The following is a 22,048-nucleotide window of genomic DNA, read 5'->3' as shown; positions in this document are numbered from 1 at the left end:
TCAGACCCTCACACCGTCGAGGCCGCGCGAAACGCGCCTCTCGAGCCACCGCATGCCGAGCGAGATCAGCCAGGCCATGACGAAATAAAGCAGCAGGATAGTCGCGAACGGGATCAGCGTGCTCCCGGTCTGGGCGCGGACCACCTGGGCCTGAAACGTCATGTCGCTGAGCGAGATCAGCGACACGACCGCCGTTCCCTTCAAGAGCTCGATGGCGTTGTTGCCGAAGGTCGGCAGCATCAGGGGCAGCGCCTGGGGCAGGACGATGTGGCGCATCGCCTGGAACCGCGTTAGGTTGAGCGCGATGCAGGCCTCGCGCTGCTCGCGGCCGATCGCCTTTACCGCGCCCCGCACGACCTCCGCTCCATAGGCACCGACATTGAGGCCGAGCGCGAGGACGCCCGCCTGCAGCGGCGTCAGCGTTATGCCGGCGAACGGCAATACGAAATAGACCCAGAAGAGCTGCACGAAAATGGAAGTGCCGCGGAAGAATTCGATATAGGTCGTGGCAAGCGCGCGCACGGCCATGAACCGGCTGAGGCGCCCGAGGCCGGCAGCGAAGGCAACCACGACGGCGAGCGCCGAACCCATGAGGGTCAGTTGCACGGTCACCCAGGCGCCCTGCAGGATCAATCCGATATAGCCGGACCAGTCGATCATCGTTTCGTTGTTCCAGTCAGAGTTTCGGCTTGGTCGTCGCCGCCCACACCGCCTTCCTCCGCGTGGTGCGAACGGAAGGCGGCGGGAAGCCCCAGCCCGGGGCTTATTTCGCGGCGCAGAGCTTTTCGCGGGTGGTCGACATCGCAGCCTTGGCCGAGAAGCCATAGGGTTCGATGATCTTCGCGAATTCGCCCGACTCCTTCAGCTTGGCGAGCTCGACATCGAAGGCGTCACGGAGCGCCTCGTCGCCCTTTCTGAAGGCGGCGCCGTCGCAATAGACCGGCGCACCCTCGACGGGGGCCAGCACCTCGACGTTCGGGTCGTTCGCCTTGGAGACGAGATCGTTGATCGAAAGGACCGGCAGCGAGTAGACGTCGATGCGGCCGTCCTGCAGCATCTTCAATCCGCTCTGGCCATCCGGCACCACGATGACGCGGTCGCGCGGCACGCCGGCTTCGAGCGCCAGCTTCTCCTCGGTACCGCCCCCCGGCGCGCCGATCTTGGCGTCCGGATTGTCGGCGATGTCCTTGTAGCTCTTAAGTCCGAGCGGGTTGCCTTTCTTCAGCGCGAAGGCCTCGGCGTCGCAGAGGATCGGCTGCGAATAGGCGACGGCGGCGCAGCGTTCCGGCTTCATGAAGAGACCGGCGGTGATTGCGTCATGGCGCCCGGCCTGCAGGCCCGGGATCATCGCGCCGTATTCGGAAATGGAGGCGACGACGTCGGCAACGCCGAGCCGCTTGAAGATCTCGCGGGCGACATCCGGTGCTGCACCGGAGACCTTGCCGTCGGCTCCGACGGCGGTAAAGGGCGGCTCGTTGGCGATGGCGATGCGCGCGAAGCCCTGCTCTTTCAGCTCCTCGAGCTTGTTCTCGTCCGCGGCGGCTGGCGTCGCCGCAGCAACTGCCATCAACGCGGTGGCGCCTGCCGCCATTGCCATAAAATCTCTCAGTTTCATCGTTCCCAACTCCTCTGTTCTCTCGATGTTTTCCTTGAGGCAATGTCGGCCGTAAGGCTTAGACGCGGTGCCCTGCCGCTATGATCTTGCGCAGGAAAGTCTGTGTGCGCTCCTGCTTGGGATGCCGGAAAATGTCCTCGGGTTTTCCCTCCTCCACGATTTTGCCGCGGTCGAAGAAAAGCACCCGGTCTGCGAAATCATGGGCAAAGCCCATCTCGTGGGTGACGAGCAGCATGGTCATGTCCGTCTCGGATGCGAGCTTGCGCATGACGTTCAGGACTTCCTCCACGAGCTCGGGATCGAGCGCGGAGGTGACCTCGTCGAAAAGCATGATCTTGGGTGAGAGCGCCAGCGCCCGGGCTATCGCCACACGCTGCTTCTGCCCGCCGGAAAGCTGTGCCGGCATGCTCTTAGCCTTGTCGGCCAAGCCCACCATGTCGAGCAGTTCCATCGCGCGCTTTTCCGCCGCAGCGCGCGCCATGCCCTTGGTCAGCATCGGCGCCAGCGTAACGTTGTCGAGAACGCATTTATGAGGAAACAGGTTGAAGTGCTGGAAGACCATGCCGATCTTCTCGCGCATCTTATGAAGATGCCGCTCGTCGGCAGGGACGAGGTTGCCCGCCTTCTTCATGTGATAGAGATGCTCGCCGTCGACCTGGATGAAACCGTCGCTGATGGTTTCGAGGGTCATCAGAATGCGCAGGATGGTCGTCTTACCCGAACCGGACGGCCCGATGAGAGCCAGCTTCTCGCCCGGCATCACCTCCATCGACAGGCCGTCGAGCACGGTGAGGGAACCGTATCGCTTGACGATGTTGTCGATGCGAATGATCGGCTGGGACATTCACGCCTCTCCCTTTGAGACTGAAGCGCATGACGTCGCTCCAGACCGCTGCATACTTCTGGGCGCCATGCGTTAATGTCCTAACGATGATCCGGTTCCAAAATCATGTCAATCTGAATAATAATATCATGACAATTATTTGAAACATGCTCAAAAGCTGAGCATTCGCTCAAATGACGAGGAGCAGCGCCTCGGGCTCACCGAGCGCCAGAGAGGCGACGATGCCGAGCCCGGACTTCAGCTCCAGCTCGGTCGTCGAGCCGAGCGATATCCTGACCGCCGGACGCCAGCCGCTGTCCGCCGTTCGGAAGGACGCGCCCGGCGCGATCGCGACCCCGCGCAAGCGCGCCTGGGAAACGAAAGCATCTTCCTGGTGCCCCTCGGGCAGCGGCAGCCAGACATGCAGGCTCTGCGGATGGGTGTGATGGGCAAGGCTTGCCAGAACTTCCTTGGCGATCGCATGGCGAGCGGCGAGCGCTCGGCGCTGCCAGTTCACAAGCTCGATCGCCGTTCCGTCGCTCACCCATTGCGTTGCGATCTCTGCAATCGCGGGGGTCGCCATCCAGTTCGAAACCAGATGCCGGTTGGCGACGGCGGCCACGTAGCGGTCAGGCGCCACCAAATAGCCGATCCTCAGGCCCGGCACGGTGATCTTGGTGAAGCTCGTCACATAAAGGGTGCGCTCCGGCGCCAGTGCGGCGACCGGGGGCAGGCGTTCTTCCACCAATGGTCCGAGAATGTCGTTCTCTATGATGGCGATGTCATGCCGGCGCGCCACCTCCGCCAGCGCTGCCCGCCGCTCGGCGCTCATCAGGGTCGCGGTCGGGTTGATGACCGAGGGCTGCAGGAAGACCGCGCGGATCACGCCCTTGCGGCAGGCTTCGTCCAGCGCATCCGGGATCATGCCGTCGCCGTCTATCGCGAGACCCTGAAGGTGGATGCCGAGATAGGTCGAAAGCGGCACGAGCGTATGATGGCTGACGGCCTCCGTCGCGACCGTCGAACCGGGCGGCGCGACACTCATCAGCGCCACGGTCATGGCCGAGGTGGCGCCGTTCGTCAGGTTGATGTTGAGCGGCGAAACATCGAGCCCGCAGCGCAAGAGCCATTCGGCCGCGACATTGCGGTGACGCGGGAACACCATGTTCGGGCGGAAGGAAAGCGCGGAACTCGGCGGCAGGTTCTCGGCAAGCCAGGCAAAACCCTGCCGCATCTTTTCCAGATGGTACTGCTCGCATACGGGCTTCAAGATCGAAAGATCGATCAATTCGCCAAGGCGTTCCGGCAGATAGGGCGGCTCCGGCTCGCGCGGCCGCGTCTGTACGAAGCTGCCGCGCCCGACCTCCCCGGAGATCAAGCCGCGCCGTATGAGCTCGTCATAGGCGCGACTCACCGTCTGCACCGAGAGCTTCAGATCGTCGGCGAGCTTGCGATGCGTCGGCAGCCGCGTGCCGTTCTGGAGCCTCCCCTCCTGGATGGCGCGGGCGAACTGGTCCGCCAGAGAGAGATAGGCGGGGCGGCGCAGAAGTGTCGTGTCGGGCGTCCAATTTGTCATGATTTGAACAGTGATCAAAATCAGCTCAATTGACAATGTAAAAGTGAGCACCCAATGTCATTTCCCGGCTTTGACGTGACCAACACCGACGGAAGGACCTCTTTATGAAGCTCGATGCGATCGATCTGCGGATCCTCGAAGCGATCCAGGCCGACGGGCGTATCACCAAGCTGGCGCTCGCCGAGAAGGCCGGCCTGTCGCCGACGCCCTGCTGGATGCGGCTCAGAAAGCTGGAAAAAGCCGGCATCGTCACCGGCTATCACGCCCGCGTTGCGCTGCGCCGCGTGGCGCCGGTCGCCAGCGTCATGATGGAGGTGACGCTCGGCAATCACCGCCAGGCCGATTTCGACCGCTTCGAGCGCGCCATAGCCGCGATCCCCGAGATCGTCGCCTGCTGGTCGGTCGGCGGCGGGGTCGACTATATCCTCAAGGTCATGACCGCGGACATCGATGCCTATCAGCGGCTGGTCGACGGTCTGCTCGAACGCGAACTCGGCATCGACCGCTATTTCACCTACATCGTCACGAAGACGGTAAAGGAAGAAACGGTGCTGCCGTTCGGCTCGCTGCTACCGCACGCGCCGGCAGGGCAGGAATAGTCGGCAGCGGGTGTAGCCACCCCACCGGCACGCCACATAGACAATCTCTCTCCCCATTGCCCGCACTTTGGTCAAACTCTCTCCTCCGCCACCGCCGATTGGACAATCTATCTCGACAAGCATGGCACTCTTCCCGCAACAGTCGAGGAGAACCGATATGACCGCCGTCTTTGCGCGCACAGCCTTTCACGACGCGTTGAAAAACCTGAACGACCGGCAATTGCTGCGGGAGCTGGCCTATGTCGGCGGCCGCTGGGTTGCCGGCCGGGACGGCACATGCCTGGAGGTGAGCGACCCGGCCAGCGGCGCCGCCCTCGCCTTCGTCGCCTCGCTCGACGCTGCCCAAACCTCCGAGGCGATCGACGCGGCGCAAAAGTCGTTCAGGTTCTGGCGCAACATGCTGCCGCAGGCACGCGCCGCCATCCTGCGCAAATGGCACGACCTGATGCTCGAAGCCCGCGAGGACCTCGCCTTGTTGATGACCCTTGAACAGGGCAAGCCGCTTGCCGAGTCGCGCGGCGAGATCGATTACGCGGCATCCTTCATCGAGTGGTACGCCGAGGAAGGCAAACGCCTCAATGCCGAAAGCGTGACGAGCCATCTTCCCGGGGCCGAAATGATCGTGCGCCGCGAAGCGCTCGGCGTCGTCGGCATCGTCACGCCCTGGAACTTCCCTTCCGCGATGATCACCCGGAAGGCGGCCGCCGCCCTTGCCGCAGGCTGCACCGTGGTGGCGCATCCTTCCTCCGAAACCCCTCTTTCGGCGCTTGCCCTGGCCGAGCTCGGCGAGCGCGCCGGTCTTCCCGCAGGCGTCTTCAATGTCGTCACCGGCAAAGCCGCAACGATCGTGGGGCGAATGTGCGAAGACGCACGGGTACGCGCCATGAGCTTCACCGGCTCTACGGAGATCGGCCGCCTGATCGCCTCCCAATGTGCGCCGACGATGAAGCGACTGGTGATGGAGCTCGGCGGGCATGCCCCCCTGATCGTCTTTGCGGACGCGAATGTCGAGAAAGCCGCCGATATTGCGATCGCCGCGAAGTTCGCGACGTCAGGACAAGATTGCCTTGCCGCCAATCGGATTTACGTCGAGCGGCCCGTTCTCAAGGCATTCCAGGAAGCTTTTGCCGCACGAATTGCCGGCCTAAAAGTCGGCTCCGGGATGGAGCCGGGCACCGATATCGGTCCGCTGATGCACGAACGCGCCGTCGCCAAGGTCGAGGAACAGGTCGCGGACGCAGTGAAGCTGGGCGCCAGGCTTGCCGTCGGCGGCAAGCGCCACGCCGCCGGGCCGCTCTTTTTCCAGCCCACCCTTCTAACGGATGTGCCCGACGACGCGCTCATCATGCGCGATGAGACCTTCGGCCCCGTCGCGGCCGTAACCGCCTTCGACAGCGAAGACGAAGTGGTCGCGCGGGCGAACGACACGGAATACGGGCTCGTCGCCTATGTCGTGACCGAAAACGGCGCCCGCCAGATGCGGCTCGCCCGCGCCCTCGAATACGGTATGGTGGCAGTCAATCGGGTGAAGATCACCGGCGGCCCGATCCCCTTCGGCGGCTGGAAACAATCGGGCCTCGGCCGGGAAGGCTCCCGCCATGGCATGGAGGCCTTCACCGAGCTCAAATATCTCTGCATCGACACCGCTGCCTGACCTGGGCTGTTTCCAGCAAAACTGCGTAGCGATTTTGCGTCCGGAATTGGATGAAGAAAACAGGATAGGGCGTTTTCGCGGTTCGGCCGAAATGCTCCGGATTTCATGAAAGGAAAGACCATGCTCGAAAGAAGCAACGAACTCACCGCCTGGGACCGCGACCACTTCTTCCATCCCTCGACCCATATGGGGATGCATGCGCGCGGCGAAACCCCGACCCGCGTGATCGGCGGCGGCGAAGGCGTCTACATCACCGACATTTCGGGCAAGCGCAGCCTCGATGCCTTTGCCGGCCTCTATTGCGTCAATGTCGGCTACGGCCGCCAGAAGATCGCCGACGCGATTGCCGAACAGGCTAAGAACCTCGCCTACTACCATTCCTATGTGGGCCACGGCACCGAGGCGTCGATCCGGCTTTCCAAGATGATCATCGACCGGGCGCCGGAAGGCATGAGCCGCGTCTATTTCGGACTTTCGGGCTCCGACGCCAACGAAACCAACATCAAGCTGATCTGGTACTACAACAACATTCTCGGCCGCCCGGAGAAGAAGAAGATCATTTCGCGTTGGCGCGGCTATCACGGCTCGGGCGTGATGACCGGCTCACTGACCGGCCTTCATCTCTTCCACAACGCCTTCGACCTGCCGCGGGCGCCGATCCTGCACACGGAAGCGCCCTACTACTTCCGCCGTCCCGATCGCTCGATGGGCGAAGAGCAATTCTCGCAGTACTGCGCCGACAAGCTGGAAGAGATGATCCTCGCCGAAGGTCCCGACACCGTTGCCGCCTTCATCGGCGAGCCGATCCTCGGCACCGGTGGCATCGTGCCGCCGCCGAAGGGCTACTGGGAGAAGATCCAGGCCGTCCTCCAGAAATACGATGTCCTGCTTGTCGCCGACGAGGTGGTCACCGGCTTCGGCCGTCTCGGCACCATGTTCGGTTCCGACCATTACGGCATCAAGCCGGACCTGATCACCATTGCCAAGGGGCTAACCTCCGCCTATGCGCCGCTTTCCGGCACGATCGTCTCCGACAAGCTCTGGCAGGTGCTGGTGAAGGGCTCGGACGAGCTCGGCGCCATCGGCCATGGCTGGACCTATTCGGCTCATCCGATCTGCGCTGCCGCCGGCATCGCGAACCTGGAACTGATCGACGAACTCGGTATCGTCGAGAATGCCGGTTCGACGGGTGCCTATTTCCGGGCCGAACTGGAAAAGGCCGTGGGCGATCATCGCCATGTCGGTGAAGTGCGCGGCGACGGCCTGATGGCGGCGATCGAGTTCGTCGAGGACCGCGATGATCGCGCCTTCTTCGATCCGGGCCGCAAGGTCGGACCGCAGGTCGCGGCAGCGCTCCTCGAACGCGGCGTCATCGGCCGCGCCATGCCGCAGGGTGACATTCTCGGCTTCGCGCCGCCGCTCTGCCTGACGCGAGACGAAGCCGACGTCGTCGTCAAGGCGGCAGCCGAAGCCATCCGATCCGTACTCGGCCGCTGAGGAAAATTCGTATGATGCATTCGGTTCCGAAGACCATGACCGCGGTGCTTCTGACGGGGCACGGGGGCTTGGAGAAGCTCGTCTACAGCCGGGACGTACCCGTCCCGGCTCCGGCTGCGGGCGAGGTGCTGATCAAGGTCACTGCCTGCGGCATGAACAATACCGACGTCTGGGTGCGCGAAGGCGCCTATGGGACGGAGGACGATCCGTCCGCCGTCTCGACCTGGCGCCGCCACGGCAACACCCTGACCTTCCCGCGCATTCAGGGTACGGACACGGTCGGCCATATCGTTGCCGTCGGCGAAGGCGTCGACCGGGCGCGCATCGGCGAACGCGTCATGGTCGATTTCTCGATCTACAACCGCGACGACGACAGTCTTGCCGACATCGATTACATGGGTCATGGCCGCGATGGCGGCTATGCCGAATATATGGCGCTTCCGGCCGAAAACGCCCATGTGGTCGCGACCGACCTGACCGATGTCGAGCTCGCCACCTTCTGCTGCGCCTATCTCACCGGCGAGCGAATGCTGGAACGGGCGCGGCTTGCCGCCGGCGAGACCGTGCTTGTGACCGGTGCCTCGGGTGGCGTCGGCTCCGCGATCGTCCAGCTCGCCCGCGCCCGTGGCGCCGTTCCGATCGCCGTTGCCGGTCCGGGCAAGGAAGCGGCGATGCTCGACATCGGCGCGCAAGCCGTCGTCACCCGCGGTCAAGGCGACCTCGCCGAAGCGGTGGAGGCGGCAAGCGGCGGCCGGCCGATCGATGTGGTCGCCGATCTCGTCGGCGGCCCCCTCTTCAACGACCTGTTGAAAATCCTGCGCCCGGAAGGCCGCTACACCACCGCCGGCGCAATCGCCGGGCCGGTCGTGCAGCTCGATCTCAGGACGATGTATCTGAAGCAGTTGGAGCTGCACGGATCGAGCCAGGGCAGCCGCGCCGATTTCCGCCGCCTCGTCCGTTATATCGAGGAGAGAAAGATCCGGCCGCTCGTCGGCGGCGTCTATCCGCTATCGGAATTCCATCGGGCACAGACGGACTTCATGGCGAAGAACTTCGTCGGCAAGCTCGTGGTCGTGCCTGATTAAGGGCACAACGGAGCGAAGCGGCAGAGCGGGACCAAGCACCCCCCTCTGCCCTGCCGGTGGCCGGCAGGGCAGAGGGATCAGCGCTCTGGATCATTCCTGATCCCGTTTTAGCTCTGAAGGTTCGCAACGGCCTCCGCAATGCGCTGCGGCGCCCTGGGACGCGCATACATCCGTTTCAGATATGCGTTGAGATTTGGAAAGCTGTCGATCAGCCCGTTTTCGTTGCCCCAGTCCAGAACATAGGCAGTGACGCAGTCGGCTACGGTTATGTTGTTGCCGACGATGAACGCGCGCCCGTCCATGTGCCGGTCAAGCACTGCTGCCATGGCCGCGAATTCCTCTTTGGCGAGAGCGATATCTTCAGGCAGGCGCTTGTCTTCGGGATAAAGAAATGTGTGCTTGGCTATCCGCCATAGCGGCTGTTCGAGTTCGGTAACCGCAAACAGAGACCATCGATATGCCTGCGCCCTTTCCTTCAGGTCCGCCGGCATAAGCCCTTTGTCACCATACTTTTCCGCCAGATACATGACGATCGCGGCGGATTCCGTGAGGACGAAGTCGCCGTCGACCAGCACCGGAAGCTTGCCCGCCGGGTTGAGGCGCAGGAAATCCGGGTGAAGGTTCTCGCCGGCCAGTATGTTGACGCGCACGAACTCGAACTCCGCATCCAGCTCCTGAAGCGCCCAAAGCGCGCGAAGCGAGCGCGTCGGACCTAATCCATATAATTTCATCATCTCGGGTCTCCTGATTTTTCGCCATCGTCGGAATGGCTACCCACAAGGACGTTGCAGGAAAGGCCGTGCCGACAAAGGATTGCAAAAACTTGACGAGCGGGGCGCCCTTACCCTTTCGCGCTATGAACGCCGGCCGGCGGCGTCGAACCAATGCAGGCTTTCCGGCGCCGCGGCGACTTCGACCTCCTCGTCAATGGCTATGCGGGAACGGCCGGCAACCCTGAAGACGAGCGGCTCACCGTTCGGCAGGGTGCCGTGCACATAGCTTTCCGCGCCGACGAGTTCCACGGCGCCGACGCGCACGCGGGCTCTGAAGCGGTCGCCGCCGTCCGTGGTGCCGGCGAGGGTGATGTCCTCAGGTCGGATTCCAATCGTCGCAGACCCCGGCTTCTCGACGAGCGCCGCCGGAGCGGACCAGGCAGCATTGCCGGTGTCGACATCGAGAAGGTTCATCGACGGCGAGCCGATGAAAGTTGCGACGAAAGCCGTCGCCGGCTTCTCGTACAGCTCGATCGGCGTACCGACCTGCTCGATCCTGCCCCCGTTCAAGACCACCAGGCGGTCGGCGAGCGTCATCGCTTCAAGCTGATCGTGGGTGACGTAGACGCTGGTCGTGCCTAGCGCCCGTTGAAGGCGCTTGATTTCGACACGCATCTGGACCCTGAGCTTGGCGTCGAGGTTCGAGAGCGGCTCGTCGAACAGGAAGGCCGCAGGCTCCCGGACGATGGCGCGCCCCATGGCCACGCGCTGGCGCTGCCCGCCTGAAAGCTGACGGGGCTTTCGATCCAGGAAGGGCTCTATCTCCAGGGACTTCGCCGCCTTGGCTATCCGGCGTTCGATTTCTTCCTTCGGCGTGTTGCGGTTCTTCAGGCCATAGCTGAGATTCTGACGCACCGTCATATGCGGATAGAGCGCATAGTTCTGAAAGACCATCGCAATGTCGCGCTCGGAAGGCTCCAGCCCGTTGACGACGCGGTCGCCGATGGAGATCTCGCCTGACGTGATGCTCTCGAGCCCCGCGATCATCCTCAGCAGCGTCGATTTTCCGCAGCCGGAAGGGCCGACGAGCACGATGAACTCGCCGTCGGCAATCGCAAGCGAAACGCCGCGGATCGCGGCGATGTCGCCGTGATAGGTCTTGTGGACATCCTTGAGAGTGATCGTTGCCATTACTTCTCCGTTTCGACGAGGCCCTTGACGAACCAGCGCTGCATCAGGACGACCACAGCGACAGGCGGGATGATCGCGAGGATGGCGGTCACCATGACGTAGTTCCACGGGGTCGACGCATCCGTGAAATCGACCATCTTCCTCAGACCGATGATGATCGTGTTCATCCGGCTGTCATTCGTGACCAGCAGCGGCCAGAGATATTGCGTCCAGCCGTAGATGAAGAGGATCACGAAAAGTGCCGCGATATTCGTCTTTGAAAGCGGCAGCAGAATATCCCGCATGAATCGGAACGGCCCGGCATTGTCGATGCGGGCCGCTTCAACGAGCTCGCCCGGTATGGTGAGAAAGAACTGCCGGAAAAGGAAGGTGGCCGTCGCCGAGGCCATCAGGGGAAGCGTCAGCCCCGCATAGGTGTCGATCAGTCCGAGATCGACGATCACCTTGTAGGTCGGCAGGATGCGCACCTCCACCGGCAGCATCAGCGTGATGAAAATCATCCAGAAGAAGGCCATGCGCAGCGGGAACCGGAAGAATACGATGGCGAAGGCCGAAAGGAAGGAAATGACGATCTTGCCGACGGCGATCGCGATCGCCACCACGAATGTGTTGAACAGCAAGCGTTCCAGGCTGACGCCGACCACGCGCTCGACGCCACCGGAAAGCGCTTCGCCATAGTTCTCGGCAAGCCGCGTGCCGGGAACGAGCGGCATCGGCGGCCGGATGATCTCGACCGAGCTCATGCTCGAGGCGACGAAGGTGTAATAGATCGGGAAGACCACGATGATGATGCCGATGATCAGCATCAGGTGCCCGATGAGGTTGGATATGGGGCGCTTTTCAATCATTGGCGACTTCAACCATAGTGGACACGCCTTTCGACGAACCGGAACTGAAAGGCGGTAAGGCCTATGACGATCGCCATGAGGATCACGGACTGGGCCGCGGACGAGCCGAGGTTCAGATTGACGAAGCCGTCGTTATAGACCTTGTAGACCAGGGTTTCCGTCGCCCTCGCCGGCCCGCCGCCCGTCACCGAGTGGATGATGCCGAACGTATCGAAGAAGGCGTAGACGGTGTTGACCACCAGCAGGAAAAAGGTCGTCGGCGCCAGCAGCGGGAAGATGATCGTCCAGAAACGCCGGGTGCCGCGCGCTCCGTCGATCGCCGCCGCTTCGATGAGCGACTTGGGTATGGCCTGGAGCCCGGCGACGAAGAAGAGGAAATTGTAGCTGATCTGTTTCCAGGCCGCGGCAACGACGATCAGGATCATGGCGTGATTGCCGTTCAGCAACGGATCCCAATGAATGCCGTTGCGCCTCAGCATGTAGGCGAAGGTGCCCATGGCCGGATTGAACATGAAAAGCCACAGCATGCCCGCGACGGCCGGTGCCACGGCATAGGGCCAGATCAGCAGGGTGCGATAGAAGGTCTTCCCGCGCACGACACGGTCGGCGGCCGTGGCGAGAAGCAGGGCGACGCCCATCGCCAGCAGCGCGGTGAGAATGCTGAAGATCACCGTGACCTTCATTGAGTTGAGATAATTCGCCTCCGACAGCACGGCGCTGAAGTTTGCGAAACCGACGAAGCCGCTTTTCAGGCCGAACGGGTCTTCACGGATCACCGATTGGTAGAGCGCCTGGCTTGCCGGCCAGAAGAAGAAGACGATCGTCAACACGATCTGCGGAGCGACGAGCAGGTAAGGGAGGATTTTGTTCGGAAAGACGACACGCTGCACGAGCAATCTCCTGTATCACGATGATCTGGGGCCGGATCGGCCCGAGATCACGTCAGGGTGGCACGACCGCAGAAAGCACGACGCCGTCGAACGACGGCGCCGGGCACCTGCTTCGATCAATTGCTGATTGCTGCTGCGATTGCGGCGTCGCCGCGTTCGACCGCCTTGTCGAGGGCCGTCTTGGCATCCTGTTGCCCGGACAGCATCGCTTCGAACTCCTCGTTGAGGATGTCCCGAACCTGGGGCAGGTTGACCAGCCGGACGCCCTTCGAGTTTTCGGTCGGCGCCTTGCCCATCATCTGCAGGAGCGGCGTTTCGCGCCCGGGGTTCTTCTCGTAGAAGCCCGACTTCTTCGTTTCCTCGTAGGCGGCCATCGTGACCGGCATATAGCCCGAGACCTGGTGCAACTTGGCCTGAATTTCGGTCTGAGAAAGGAAGTTGAAGAACTCCGCTACGCCCTTGTATTCCTCGTCGGACTTGCCGGCGAATACCCAGAGGCTCGCTCCGCCGGGGATCGTGTTCTGCGGACCGTGACCCTCATAATAGGGCAGTTGCCCGATACCGTAGTTCACGCCGCTCTTGGCGATGTCGCCGAGACCGCCCGAAGACTCGGTCAGGATGGCACATTCACCTGAGGTAAAGAGTTGCTTTGCCTCCGAGGTGCGCCCGCCATAGCGGAAGGCGCCCTCCTTGGCGAGATCCGCAATGGCCTGGAAATGCTCCACGTAAAGCGGCGCATTGATCTGCAGCTTCACGTCGGTGCCGCCGAGGCCGTTTTCATTGGTTCCGTAGGGCACGTTGTTCCAGGCCGCGAAGTTCTCCGTCTGGATCCACGTCAACCAGGTCGACGTCATTCCGCAAGGCGCCGCACCGCTCGTCTTGATCTTCTTCGCCGCTTCGAAGACTTCCGGCCACGTCTTCGGCGGGTTGTCGACGTTCAGGCCCGCCTTCTGAAAAGCGTCCTTGTTGTAATAAAGGATTGGCGAGGAGGAGTTGTACGGAAAGGACAGCATCGTTCCGTCCGGTTTTGAATAATAGGCGACGATCCCGGGCAGATATTGCGACTTGTCGAAGGTAAAGCCGCCCTTCTGGAGGATCTCCGCTGCCGGCACGATCGCACCCTCGGCGGCCATCATCGTGCCGCTGCCGGCATCGAACACCTGAATGATCGCCGGCGGCTGCTTCGACCGGAAAGCCGCGATCCCGGCATTCAGCGTCTCCGGATAGGTTCCCTTGAACACAGGCACCACCTTGTAGGTGCTCTGGCTCGCGTTGAACTCCTTGGTGAGTTCCTCGATCATTTCGTTGTTGGCACCCGTCATTGCGTGCCACCACTGCAGTTCCGTGGCGGCCTGCGCCTGAAAAGCGAAACCGAAGGCAATGGTCGTGGAAATGGAAATCAACCGCATAATATTCTCCTCCCTTGTACTCAGCCACACCCGAGACGCTCGCAGACACTCCCGATGTCAAGCGAACCACTCGTCTTCCTCTCCACTGCGTCTTCCCTTGAATCCCGATGACTCCAAGACAAAAACATGCAGTAAATCAAAGTGCTACAGCCACCTTTTCGCATCCAGCACCGCCTCGATCCAAATAGAGTAGAGCTGGCCATTGTCGAGAGCCCTCGCGGAGAGGGTCTTAAGACTCTTTCACCGGGAGAGTGCCGCATAAAAAGCGCAGGTCAAGTCAAAAGGAACATCTTCCTTGCCGCGATTGTTTGGCGTCGGACATAGGCGAGTGCGAATAGCGGCTCGCCCGGGAAGATTGTGAGGACGAATGACGAGAGTGCTTGTGGTCGGCGCGTCCGGCCTGATCGGCTCCGCCGTGTGCGCGGGGCTCCATGGCCGCGGAAGCGAGATCGTCCGCGTGGTCCGGCCCGGCTCGGCACCAAGCCCCCGCACGGCCGGCAGGGCCCTTGAACTCGACCTTCGGTCCGTCGGCCCTGAAGACTGGCTGCCGCATCTCTCAGGTATCGACGCCGTGGTAAACTGCGCGGGAACGCTCCAGGACGGTCCGGGGGAGGATACGACGGCGGTCCATGCCCGCGGTCCCGCCTCCCTCTTCAAAGCCTGCGAGCAGGCGGGGGTGCGCCGCGTCATCCACTTTTCGGCGATGGGGGTCGACAGGGCCCAGCCGTCGCCCTTTTCGCGGACCAAGCTTCAGGGCGACGAAGCGCTGATGGCATGCGATCTCGACTGGATCATCCTGCGCCCCTCCGTCGTGCTCGGCCCTGGAGCCTACGGCGCCAGCGCTCTTTTCAGGGGCCTCGCCGCTTGGCCCTGGCTGCCGGTCATGCCGAATACCGGCTTGCTTCAGGTCGTGCGCCTCGAAGACGTAGTGCGCACGGTCGAGACATTCGTCGACCGGAAAGCTCCTTCGCGGCTTATCCTTGAGGTTGCGGGACCCGAGGCCCTGTCGTTCAAAGACGTGGTAGGCGCCTACAGGCGCTGGTTCGGATGGCCCGCCGCTCGCGTCGTGAACATGCCAACGCCGCTCGCGAACCTCACCTATAAGCTCAGCGACATCGCCGGGGCACTGGGCTGGCGGCCGCCGACCCGTAGCACCGCGCAAAAAGAGATCGGGCGCGGCGCCGTCGGCGACGTGCGGGCGTGGGCCGAGACGACCGGGATAGAACCGGTGGCGCTCGCAGACGCACTGGCGAGAACGCCGGTCTCCGTCCAGGAGCGCTGGTTCGCCAAACTCTATCTGCTCAAGCCCGTCATCTTCGTCGTCCTCCCGCTCTTCTGGATCACGACGGGCGTCATCTCGCTCACATCGGGGTATGAGATCGGCGTTGATCTGATGGAACGAGGAGGCGCCGGCGTTCTTGCAGGGCCGAGCGTCATTGCCGGAGCCCTTGCCGATATCCTGATCGGCATGGCAATTGCGTTTCGCCGCACCAGCCGCATCGGCCTTTACGGCGCGGTCGGCCTCTCGCTTTTCTATGCCATCGCCGGAACGGTCCTGCTCCCGGAATTGTGGAACGAGCCGCTTGGGCCGCTTCTGAAGATCTGGCCCATCCTGGTACTGCATCTCGCTGCCCTCGCAATCCTGGAGGAGCGTTGATGCTGTACTTCGTTCTCAAGTTCCTGCACATCATCGGCGCCTCCGTCCTCCTCGGCACAGGCGCCGGGATCGCGTTCTTCATGCTTCTGGCGCATCGGACCGGCCGCACGGAAACGGTCGCGGCAGTGGCCCGCATGGTCGTCGTCGCCGATTTTCTTTTCACCGCCACCGCCGTGGTGTTGCAGCCCGTCACGGGGATCGCCCTTGCCTGGAACGTCGGCTATTCGCTCACGGAAGGATGGATCCTGCTCTCGCTTCTCCTCTACGTGATCACAGGTGCATTCTGGCTGCCGGTGGTGTGGATGCAGATGGAAATGCGCCGGCTCGCCGAAACGGCACGCAAGTCCGGCGAGCCGCTGCCGAAGCGCTATCATCAGCTTTTCCGCCTATGGTTCGCCTTCGGCTTCCCGGCCTTCGGCGCCGTCGTCGCAATCTTCTGGCTCATGATCACGCGGCCGATACTCGACTGGTAAAGTCGGACGCGGGTACCGGCAAAGTGATTGGGTCGATGACTGCGTCATCCATCTGTGAAAAGCTCGACATCACGACGGAGCGCGAACTCTTCCTGCAGGTCTTCCAGCAATATCGGCTGTCGTGAGGACCTGCCGTTGGATCACGCGCGCCCGACGGCGCTTCGAATTCGATCCCTGGTAAAAGGCAGATCGTAAAGGCGCTTGCCGGTCGCATCCCTGATCGCGTTGGCGACGGCTGCGGCCGCCGGGCCCTGGGCCGCCTCCCCGGTGCCGAGGAAAGGCTCCCCGGGACGCTCGACGATGTGGACCTCCACGCTTTCCGGTACACTGGCGAAACGCAGGATCGGATAGCTCGACCAATCGGTGCTGGTGATCCTGGTCCGGTCGAAGGCGACGGCCTCATAGAGCGTCCAGCTGATCGCCTGCAAGATTCCGCCTTCGGTCTGATTGCGGATGCCGTCCGGGTTGACGATCTCGCCGCTGTCGATGGCCGAAACGGCGCGGACCACGTGAACACGGCCCGTTTCGGGTTCGACATCCACCTCCATCGCCACCGCCAGATAGGCGGCAAGGTTCTTGTAGCGGGCGAAACCGAAGCCGCGTCCGCGGTTGCGGGGCATTTGCGCCTTGTCCCAGCCGAAGCGCTGCGCCGCCAGCTCGATCACGGCACGGGCTCGCGGGTCCTCCATGTGGCGTAGCCGGAATTGGACCGGATCCGCTTCGGCGATCAGCGCCAGCTCATCGATCGTGCTTTCGATCGCGAAGACGTTGGCATAGGCCCCAAGCGCGCGAAGCGCCGATACGCGGAGCGGCATTTCGGCCACGAAATGCCAGAGCACGCGCTTGTTCGGGATCACATAGAGCGGATTGGCATTTCGGTCGCCGTTGCCGGACGGGCTGATATTGAGCTTGGCGGGCTTCGGCTGGAAGGCTTCGGCCTTGTGGCGCGCAGCCAGGAGCGCACCGGCTCCGCCCGGACGGGTGGAGTGGGTATTGCTCCAAAGGTCATAGGCCCAGCTGGCGATCCTGCCCTGGTCGTCCAGTGCTGCACTGATCTTCATGAGCATTGCAGGACCATAGGGCTCCCAGCTGTGCTCCTGCTCCCGCATCCACTGGACCCGGATCGGCTTGCCCGGCAGTTTGCTGGCGATGAGGGCCGCATCCGCAGCTGCGTCATCGGCGCCATTGTGGCCGTAACAGCCCGACCCTTCCATATGGACGACGTGGACCCTGTCTTCCGGCATGGCCAGCATCTCGGCAATCGCCGCCCGATCGGGAAAGACACCCTGCGTGTGCGACCAGACCTCCAACGCCCCGTCCGCGTTCATCCGCGCGACGGCGCAGGACGGGCCGATCGAGCCGTGGATCTGATAGGGCCGGCTAAACGTCGCCTCGAAGACCTTGCCGTCAGACGAAAGCATGCCGGCCTCGGCGACCGTCCCCACCTCGCTCTCGAGTCTTTGCAATTCCGCCGGCAGGTCGGTCTGGTCGGGGAGCGTCTCGCTTTCCTGCCACCGCGCGGCCGCCGCCAGCGCCCGCATGGCGTTCACCGCCTGGAACTCTTTCGAGGCCACCACCGCCAGGAAATTGCCGTCGCGCACGACCGAGACGACGCCCGGCAGCGCCTCGGCGGCGCTCGCATCCACCTCCGAAAGTCTGGCAGCGGGGCTCGGGGGGCGCACGACGCGTGCATGCAGCATGCCCTCCAGGCGAAGATCATGAACATAGGCCGCCTCGCCCGTCACCTTACCCGGGATGTCGACGCGCGGCAGTGTTTTCCCGATCACGCGGAAAGTGCCAGGCGGCTTCAATGCCGATTGCGGCTGGGCTTCCACGTGCAGCATCTGTCCGGAAACGAGTTCGCCGTAGGTCGCCCGCCGTCCGTCTTTTGCCAGCACCGCCTTGTTTTCCGCCCTGAGTTCCGTCGCCGCCATGCCGAAGCGCCTGGCAGCTTCGGCCAGTAGCAGGACCCGCACCTGCGCTGCAGCGTTCCTGATGGCGGTACCGCTGTTTTGCATCGACTGGCTGCCGGCCGTGAACCCTTCATTAGGGGTTCGGCCGGTGTCGGCCGTGATCAGCCGGATCTCCGCGGGGTCGACTTCGAGCTCCTCGGCGGCAACCTGCAACAGGGCCGTTCGAATGCCCTGCCCGAGTTCCGCCTTGCCGGTGAAGACCGTGACCGAATTGTCGGGATCGATGCGTATCCATGAATCGAGGAAACGCTCGTCATCAAGGCTGCCCGGCGGGGACACCGGCGCAGCCGGCGGCATTGCCGGCGGAAGCTCCTGGGCAAATGCACGGCCGAGCGAGAAACCGACGACAAGCCCGCCGGCACCTGCGATGACGCTGCGGCGGGTGATTTCTTCCTGAAGCATGCCCATCAGCCGGCCCTCCCCTGATCAGTGGCAGGCAACGAGGCGGCCTGCATCAGTTCGCCGGCGCGCCGGATCGCCGCTAGAATCCGCATATGGGTGCCGCAACGACAAAGATTGGTCGCAAGCGCCTCGCGGATGTCCTCTTCGCTCGGCTGCGCGTTGCGGCGCAAAAGCGCATGCGCGCTCATCATCATGCCCGGGATGCAATAGCCGCATTGCGCCGCCTGCAGCACGATGAACGCCTCCTGCAGCGGCCCCGGCGCGTCGATCGTTCCCAAGCCCTCGATGGTGGTGATCTCCCGCCCTTCCACCAGCATGATTGGCACCATGCAGGAAAGCACCGCCTCGCCATCGACGACGACGGTGCAGGAACCGCACTGCCCAAGTCCGCAGCCGTATTTGGCCCCGTTGAGCGCCAGTTCGTCACGCAGCACGTAAAGCAGCGGCGTCGCCGGATCTGCCTCGATCTGATGCGGGCTGCCGTTGACTGTCAGCGATACCATCTTCAATCCTCCTCGGCGCCGACATGGTGCGGCGCCCTTTCAATGCCGTCAGAGGGCCGGATTGCCACCTTGTACATCCCGGAACGGGTTCTGGCCGTCTGCTCGACGAGCCCGGCCCAGGGTGGCTCCTCCGAGAACCGCTCGCGCATGTAGGCAAGGAGATCGGCCACCTGCTGATCGTTCAGCAGATGGCGGAAAGCCGGCATCACTGCGCTCGCTTCGCCATCGGCCGGCGGAAGGCCGAACAGCACCACGTTGACGATGTTTTGCGGGTTCGGCGCATTGACGGCGGTGCTGAGTCGGAAATTCAGCCCTCCGAAGGGCTGACGCCGCTCGCTCTCGTGACAGCTTGCACAGGCGGCAAGATAAATTGCTTCGCCGGGCTGGCCGCCCACCACGCTGGCCGGTGAACGCTGGCTGTCCGCCGCCTGCTCCGGGCGTTGCCCTCCAAAAGCCTCGCGCAACTGTGCCGCTCTTTGCTCGCGTTCCGGCGTCGGGGCACCGATGATCGACATTACATAGGTGGCGATCGCCGCGATATCGCTGTCCGGCAGAAAGGCCAGATTGCCCGTCACCTCGGCCATGGGCCCGCGCGAAACGCCATGGAATTCGTGCCAGCCGTTGCGAAGATAGAAGGCGAGGCTTTGCTCGTCCCAGGGGATCGGCGCCTTCGACTCCGTGTTGATCGCATAGGCCTGCCAGCCTTCCGCTTCGCCGCCGCCGAAATGCCGGTCGCGGTCTTCGGCGCCAAATGGGTTTCGGGGCGTATGGCAGGCGCCACAGTGGCCGAGGCCCTCGACAAGATAACGCCCGCGGTTCCAGGCCTCGCTCTGGCCGGGATCCGGCTCCCGCTCGCCGCCGTCGAGGAAAAGCAGCTTCCAGCCGGCAAGCAGGGGCCGGAACTGCAGGGGAAGCGGAAGGTCGTTTTCCGGCGCCTCGGCTTTCACTGCAACACGCGTCATGAGGAATGCGTAGAGGGCGCGATTGTCGTCTGCCGAAACACGCGTGAAGTGCTCATAGGGGAACGCCGGATAGAGGTGACTTCCCTCCCGGTCGACACCTTCCCTCATGGCGCGCTCGAAGGCCGCCTCGCTCCAGCCGCCGATGCCCGTTTCGCGATCAGGGGTGATGTTGGTGGAGTAGATCGTGCCGAAGGGGGTGGGCAATGCAAGGCCGCCGGCAAATGCCGGTCTCCCAGGCACGGTGTGGCAGGCGATGCAATTGCCGAGCGCCGCCAGTTGCGCGCCCTTGGCAACTAGCTCCGGAGCAAAGCGCGCCTCCGCCGCCGCGGTGTCTTCGGGTAACTCCGAACGCCACGCAAATAAAAGGAAACCAGCCGCAGCCACAAAGATGACCGCCGCGATGCCGATCGCCACCCTCAAAGCTCGCATCGGGAATCTCCGCCGATTGGGGAAAACGCCGCAATTCCCGATGTGTTCCAAGCGGCTTTGACGTTTGCCCGACGTAAACGCTGCCCCGGAACAGAAGCGCTCGCCTGTGGTTACACAGCAGCAATCAGAGGAGTTCCCAAGATGAGCAAGACCAATGTCGAGCAAGCCCAGAAGGACGCACGAAAACAGGCCGAGAAGACGAGCGCCGGGGGCCATCTGGGTGGCACCTATTACGGACAGGAGCCGGATGCCAAGACAGCGACGACGGTGAAGAAGAAGGGCGACAAGGCAAGGCCGAACGATGGCCGGAATTAGCTTTGCCGCGACCGAGGAGGTCCCGATGTCCGTCTATCAGCGGCTTCCGGAAGGACCCGTGCCGGGCGCCATGGTCGTGAAACTCTACCACTCCGGCAACGCCGTGCGGGGATATGTGCGAAAGGTCACCGATCCCTCCGAGGATGACGTCATCTTTCCCGGAGAGGAAATGGAGGCCGAGTCGGCCTTCAGGTTGGCGGCAAGCCACAGCGAAGCGTCGGCCCCGATCTATGTCGAGCTCGTGGAGGACGTCGAATGGGACCCGTCCTGGGGCACGTTGATCGGCTGATATCGACAGAGTCACGCACGGCCGCCGGCGGTAATCCCTGAGCGCAGCTCCCGGAAGGTGATCGAATAGCGCAGGCGCTCTACCGGCGGGATGGAATGCTCCCATTCGGATCTCGCACTGCCGGAGAGGAGATATGCCGAACCCGGTCCACCACGTCAAAATGGCGGACGACACCTACCGTGTGTACGAGCACAAGTCGGATCATTTGATGATGGTGGCACCGAGCTGGCACGACGATGGCGATCGGCGCGGCTCATGAAGCAACGCTCGGCCTAGCGGATACGATGACACCAGAGCGCACGCTCGAGGCCGCAACGCAGCAGCACTTGGCGAATACTAGCCGCGGCGCGTGCAAAATCACCACGGGATATTTGCTTCACAAGCCGCTCTACGAGTTTGTGTTCGAATCCCGGCGGCGAAGCCACCTGCTTAAGCTCAGCCGGCCTACGGTAATCTTCTGGTCCAGAGGCGCAATCTGTAGTTACCCTGAACGTTGCTACATATTGACTTTGGGGTGTATAATTCAACGTGGCCGCTTAAGTCACCGGAGGAAAGCGATGGCAGTTGTGATTTTGCTACTGGGCATACTGCAGATTGCCGGCGGCGTGTTCGTTGGGCTTAACGCTACATCCCCTGTTCACCAGATAATTGGCGCCGTCGCTATCGGCTTCGGCCTGATCACCTTCTCGCTCGCGATCATTATTGAACGGATCAACGTCTTGATAAAATCGAACAAAGATTGATCAGTTCACGGGCAAGAAGGCGCTGCTGCGGCCGCAGCTCGAAAACAGTAGGATCATCCACCGCTCTCTAACCCCCTTGAACGAAAGCGTGCCGCTGCTTTCCGTCGTCTGTCCAAGAAGCGTCATGTTCAACAACATTGAGACACTCTCGCGGGATGCCGCGCCTCGAGCGCAGTCGCATTGCGCTAGAGCAGTACCCACTTTGGGCGGTGCCTCTAATTTTTGACTACAACCTGCATGTGTGAGACCCTGAATTCCTCTTGGTTGTACTGCGTTAGGACGTCGACTCATAAACTCTGACACCATATCCTCGCGGCGACGAGCTTTACGGCGGCGAGGTAGTTTTCCGGGTGCTTATCGTATCGGGTTGCGATGCCTCGGAACTGTTTGATCCTATTGAAG

Annotated in this window: 22 protein-coding genes and 2 pseudogenes; 10 read left to right on the top strand and 14 right to left on the bottom strand. The window is 62.8% G+C overall.

Annotated elements, in window-relative coordinates; genetic code table 11:
* The 4 genes from ehuC to ehuR form a co-directional block, all read right to left on the bottom strand.
* Positions 1-660, bottom strand: coding sequence for an ectoine/hydroxyectoine ABC transporter permease subunit EhuC (gene ehuC, locus CN933_RS24135; RefSeq protein ID WP_003525889.1), 660 nt, complete (start codon positions 658-660; stop codon positions 1-3).
* A 103-nt stretch (positions 661-763) separates the two neighbouring features.
* Entirely contained in the window at positions 764-1,615 is an 852-nt protein-coding gene (gene ehuB / locus CN933_RS24130) for an ectoine/hydroxyectoine ABC transporter substrate-binding protein EhuB (RefSeq protein WP_003525887.1), read from the bottom strand.
* Between the two features lie 58 nt (positions 1,616-1,673).
* Positions 1,674-2,459 (bottom strand): ectoine/hydroxyectoine ABC transporter ATP-binding protein EhuA, encoded by a 786-nt coding sequence (gene ehuA, locus CN933_RS24125; RefSeq protein ID WP_018098470.1) that lies wholly within the window; start codon positions 2,457-2,459, stop codon positions 1,674-1,676.
* Between the two features lie 169 nt (positions 2,460-2,628).
* Positions 2,629-4,014 (bottom strand): MocR-like ectoine utilization transcription factor EhuR, encoded by a 1,386-nt coding sequence (gene ehuR, locus CN933_RS24120; RefSeq protein WP_102762794.1) that lies wholly within the window; start codon positions 4,012-4,014, stop codon positions 2,629-2,631.
* 104 nt (positions 4,015-4,118) lie between these two features.
* On the opposite strand from ehuR, the gene CN933_RS24115 reads away from it, so the two are divergent.
* From CN933_RS24115 to CN933_RS24100, 4 genes are all read left to right on the top strand, one after another.
* Positions 4,119-4,613, top strand: a complete 495-nt coding sequence (locus tag CN933_RS24115; protein WP_100672351.1) for an Lrp/AsnC family transcriptional regulator — start codon at positions 4,119-4,121, stop codon at positions 4,611-4,613.
* Positions 4,614-4,770: 157 nt separating this feature from the next.
* Positions 4,771-6,267, top strand: a complete 1,497-nt coding sequence (locus CN933_RS24110) for an NAD-dependent succinate-semialdehyde dehydrogenase (RefSeq protein ID WP_102762646.1) — start codon at positions 4,771-4,773, stop codon at positions 6,265-6,267.
* Positions 6,268-6,387: 120 nt separating this feature from the next.
* Positions 6,388-7,764 carry an aspartate aminotransferase family protein gene (locus tag CN933_RS24105; RefSeq protein WP_102762645.1) on the top strand — a complete coding sequence of 459 codons (1,377 nt, stop codon included), beginning with the start codon at positions 6,388-6,390 and terminating at the stop codon, positions 7,762-7,764.
* An 11-nt stretch (positions 7,765-7,775) separates the two neighbouring features.
* Entirely contained in the window at positions 7,776-8,849 is a 1,074-nt protein-coding gene (locus CN933_RS24100) for an alcohol dehydrogenase family protein (protein ID WP_102762644.1), read from the top strand.
* Between the two features lie 107 nt (positions 8,850-8,956).
* Here the strand turns inward: CN933_RS24100 and CN933_RS24095 are convergent, their stop codons facing one another.
* The 5 genes from CN933_RS24095 to ugpB form a co-directional block, all read right to left on the bottom strand.
* Positions 8,957-9,583 (bottom strand): glutathione S-transferase family protein, encoded by a 627-nt coding sequence (locus CN933_RS24095; RefSeq protein WP_102762643.1) that lies wholly within the window; start codon positions 9,581-9,583, stop codon positions 8,957-8,959.
* A 120-nt stretch (positions 9,584-9,703) separates the two neighbouring features.
* Positions 9,704-10,753 (bottom strand): sn-glycerol-3-phosphate import ATP-binding protein UgpC, encoded by a 1,050-nt coding sequence (locus tag CN933_RS24090; protein WP_102762642.1) that lies wholly within the window; start codon positions 10,751-10,753, stop codon positions 9,704-9,706.
* Positions 10,753-11,601: a sn-glycerol-3-phosphate ABC transporter permease UgpE gene (gene ugpE / locus CN933_RS24085; protein WP_003525871.1), complete on the bottom strand. Its 849-nt coding sequence runs from the start codon at positions 11,599-11,601 to the stop codon at positions 10,753-10,755. The genes CN933_RS24090 and ugpE overlap by 1 nt, the downstream gene beginning before the upstream one ends.
* Before the next feature lie 8 nt (positions 11,602-11,609).
* Positions 11,610-12,491, bottom strand: coding sequence for a sn-glycerol-3-phosphate ABC transporter permease UgpA (gene ugpA / locus CN933_RS24080; RefSeq protein WP_102762641.1), 882 nt, complete (start codon positions 12,489-12,491; stop codon positions 11,610-11,612).
* Between the two features lie 116 nt (positions 12,492-12,607).
* Positions 12,608-13,900, bottom strand: coding sequence for a sn-glycerol-3-phosphate ABC transporter substrate-binding protein UgpB (gene ugpB, locus CN933_RS24075; protein WP_102762640.1), 1,293 nt, complete (start codon positions 13,898-13,900; stop codon positions 12,608-12,610).
* A gap of 367 nt (positions 13,901-14,267) precedes the next feature.
* Here ugpB and CN933_RS24065 point away from each other — a divergent pair, with 367 nt between their 5' ends.
* Together CN933_RS24065 and CN933_RS24060 are read left to right on the top strand one after the other, a co-directional pair.
* Positions 14,268-15,557 carry an SDR family oxidoreductase gene (locus tag CN933_RS24065; RefSeq protein WP_102762639.1) on the top strand — a complete coding sequence of 430 codons (1,290 nt, stop codon included), beginning with the start codon at positions 14,268-14,270 and terminating at the stop codon, positions 15,555-15,557.
* A complete protein-coding gene (locus tag CN933_RS24060) occupies positions 15,557-16,030 on the top strand; it encodes a DUF2269 family protein (protein ID WP_102762638.1) in 474 nt (157 codons plus the stop codon). Before CN933_RS24065 ends, CN933_RS24060 begins: the two co-directional genes overlap by 1 nt.
* A 140-nt stretch (positions 16,031-16,170) precedes the next feature.
* Here CN933_RS24060 and CN933_RS24055 read toward each other — a convergent pair whose 3' ends face one another.
* From CN933_RS24055 to CN933_RS24045, 3 genes are read right to left on the bottom strand one after another with little or no spacing between them, the layout of a single operon-like run.
* On the bottom strand, positions 16,171-18,411 hold the full coding sequence (locus CN933_RS24055; protein WP_102762637.1) for a xanthine dehydrogenase family protein molybdopterin-binding subunit: 2,241 nt from the start codon (positions 18,409-18,411) through the stop codon (positions 16,171-16,173).
* Positions 18,411-18,908, bottom strand: coding sequence for a (2Fe-2S)-binding protein (locus tag CN933_RS24050; RefSeq protein ID WP_102762636.1), 498 nt, complete (start codon positions 18,906-18,908; stop codon positions 18,411-18,413). The genes CN933_RS24055 and CN933_RS24050 overlap by 1 nt, the downstream gene beginning before the upstream one ends.
* Before the next feature lie 2 nt (positions 18,909-18,910).
* Positions 18,911-20,299 (bottom strand): c-type cytochrome, encoded by a 1,389-nt coding sequence (locus tag CN933_RS24045; protein WP_102762635.1) that lies wholly within the window; start codon positions 20,297-20,299, stop codon positions 18,911-18,913.
* Between the two features lie 141 nt (positions 20,300-20,440).
* On the opposite strand from CN933_RS24045, the gene CN933_RS24040 reads away from it, so the two are divergent.
* Positions 20,441-20,614 (top strand): hypothetical protein, encoded by a 174-nt coding sequence (locus tag CN933_RS24040; RefSeq protein WP_100672369.1) that lies wholly within the window; start codon positions 20,441-20,443, stop codon positions 20,612-20,614.
* 25 nt (positions 20,615-20,639) lie between these two features.
* A complete protein-coding gene (locus CN933_RS24035) occupies positions 20,640-20,903 on the top strand; it encodes a hypothetical protein (RefSeq protein WP_102762793.1) in 264 nt (87 codons plus the stop codon).
* Positions 20,904-20,914: 11 nt separating this feature from the next.
* Here the strand turns inward: CN933_RS24035 and CN933_RS31985 are convergent.
* A pseudogene (locus CN933_RS31985) lies at positions 20,915-21,049 on the bottom strand (alpha-ketoglutarate-dependent dioxygenase AlkB); the annotation flags it as partial.
* Between CN933_RS31985 and CN933_RS32280 the strand changes: the two are divergent.
* Together CN933_RS32280 and CN933_RS24025 are read left to right on the top strand one after the other, a co-directional pair.
* On the top strand, positions 21,037-21,162 hold the full coding sequence (locus CN933_RS32280; protein WP_268815810.1) for a hypothetical protein: 126 nt from the start codon (positions 21,037-21,039) through the stop codon (positions 21,160-21,162). The pseudogene CN933_RS31985 and the gene CN933_RS32280 sit on opposite strands and share 13 nt — an antisense overlap.
* A gap of 298 nt (positions 21,163-21,460) precedes the next feature.
* The gene (locus tag CN933_RS24025) at positions 21,461-21,646 is read left to right on the top strand and encodes a hypothetical protein (RefSeq protein WP_018098454.1); all 186 of its coding nucleotides are present in this window, start codon (positions 21,461-21,463) and stop codon (positions 21,644-21,646) included.
* Between the two features lie 287 nt (positions 21,647-21,933).
* On the opposite strand, the pseudogene CN933_RS24020 reads toward CN933_RS24025, so the two are convergent.
* Positions 21,934-22,048, bottom strand: a pseudogene (locus CN933_RS24020) (IS5/IS1182 family transposase); the annotation flags it as partial.

Source organism: Sinorhizobium sp. M4_45, assembly GCF_002885915.1.
Classification (GTDB): Bacteria; Pseudomonadota; Alphaproteobacteria; order Rhizobiales; family Rhizobiaceae; genus Sinorhizobium; species Sinorhizobium meliloti_A.
This window is presented reverse-complemented; position numbering and strand designations above follow the sequence as displayed.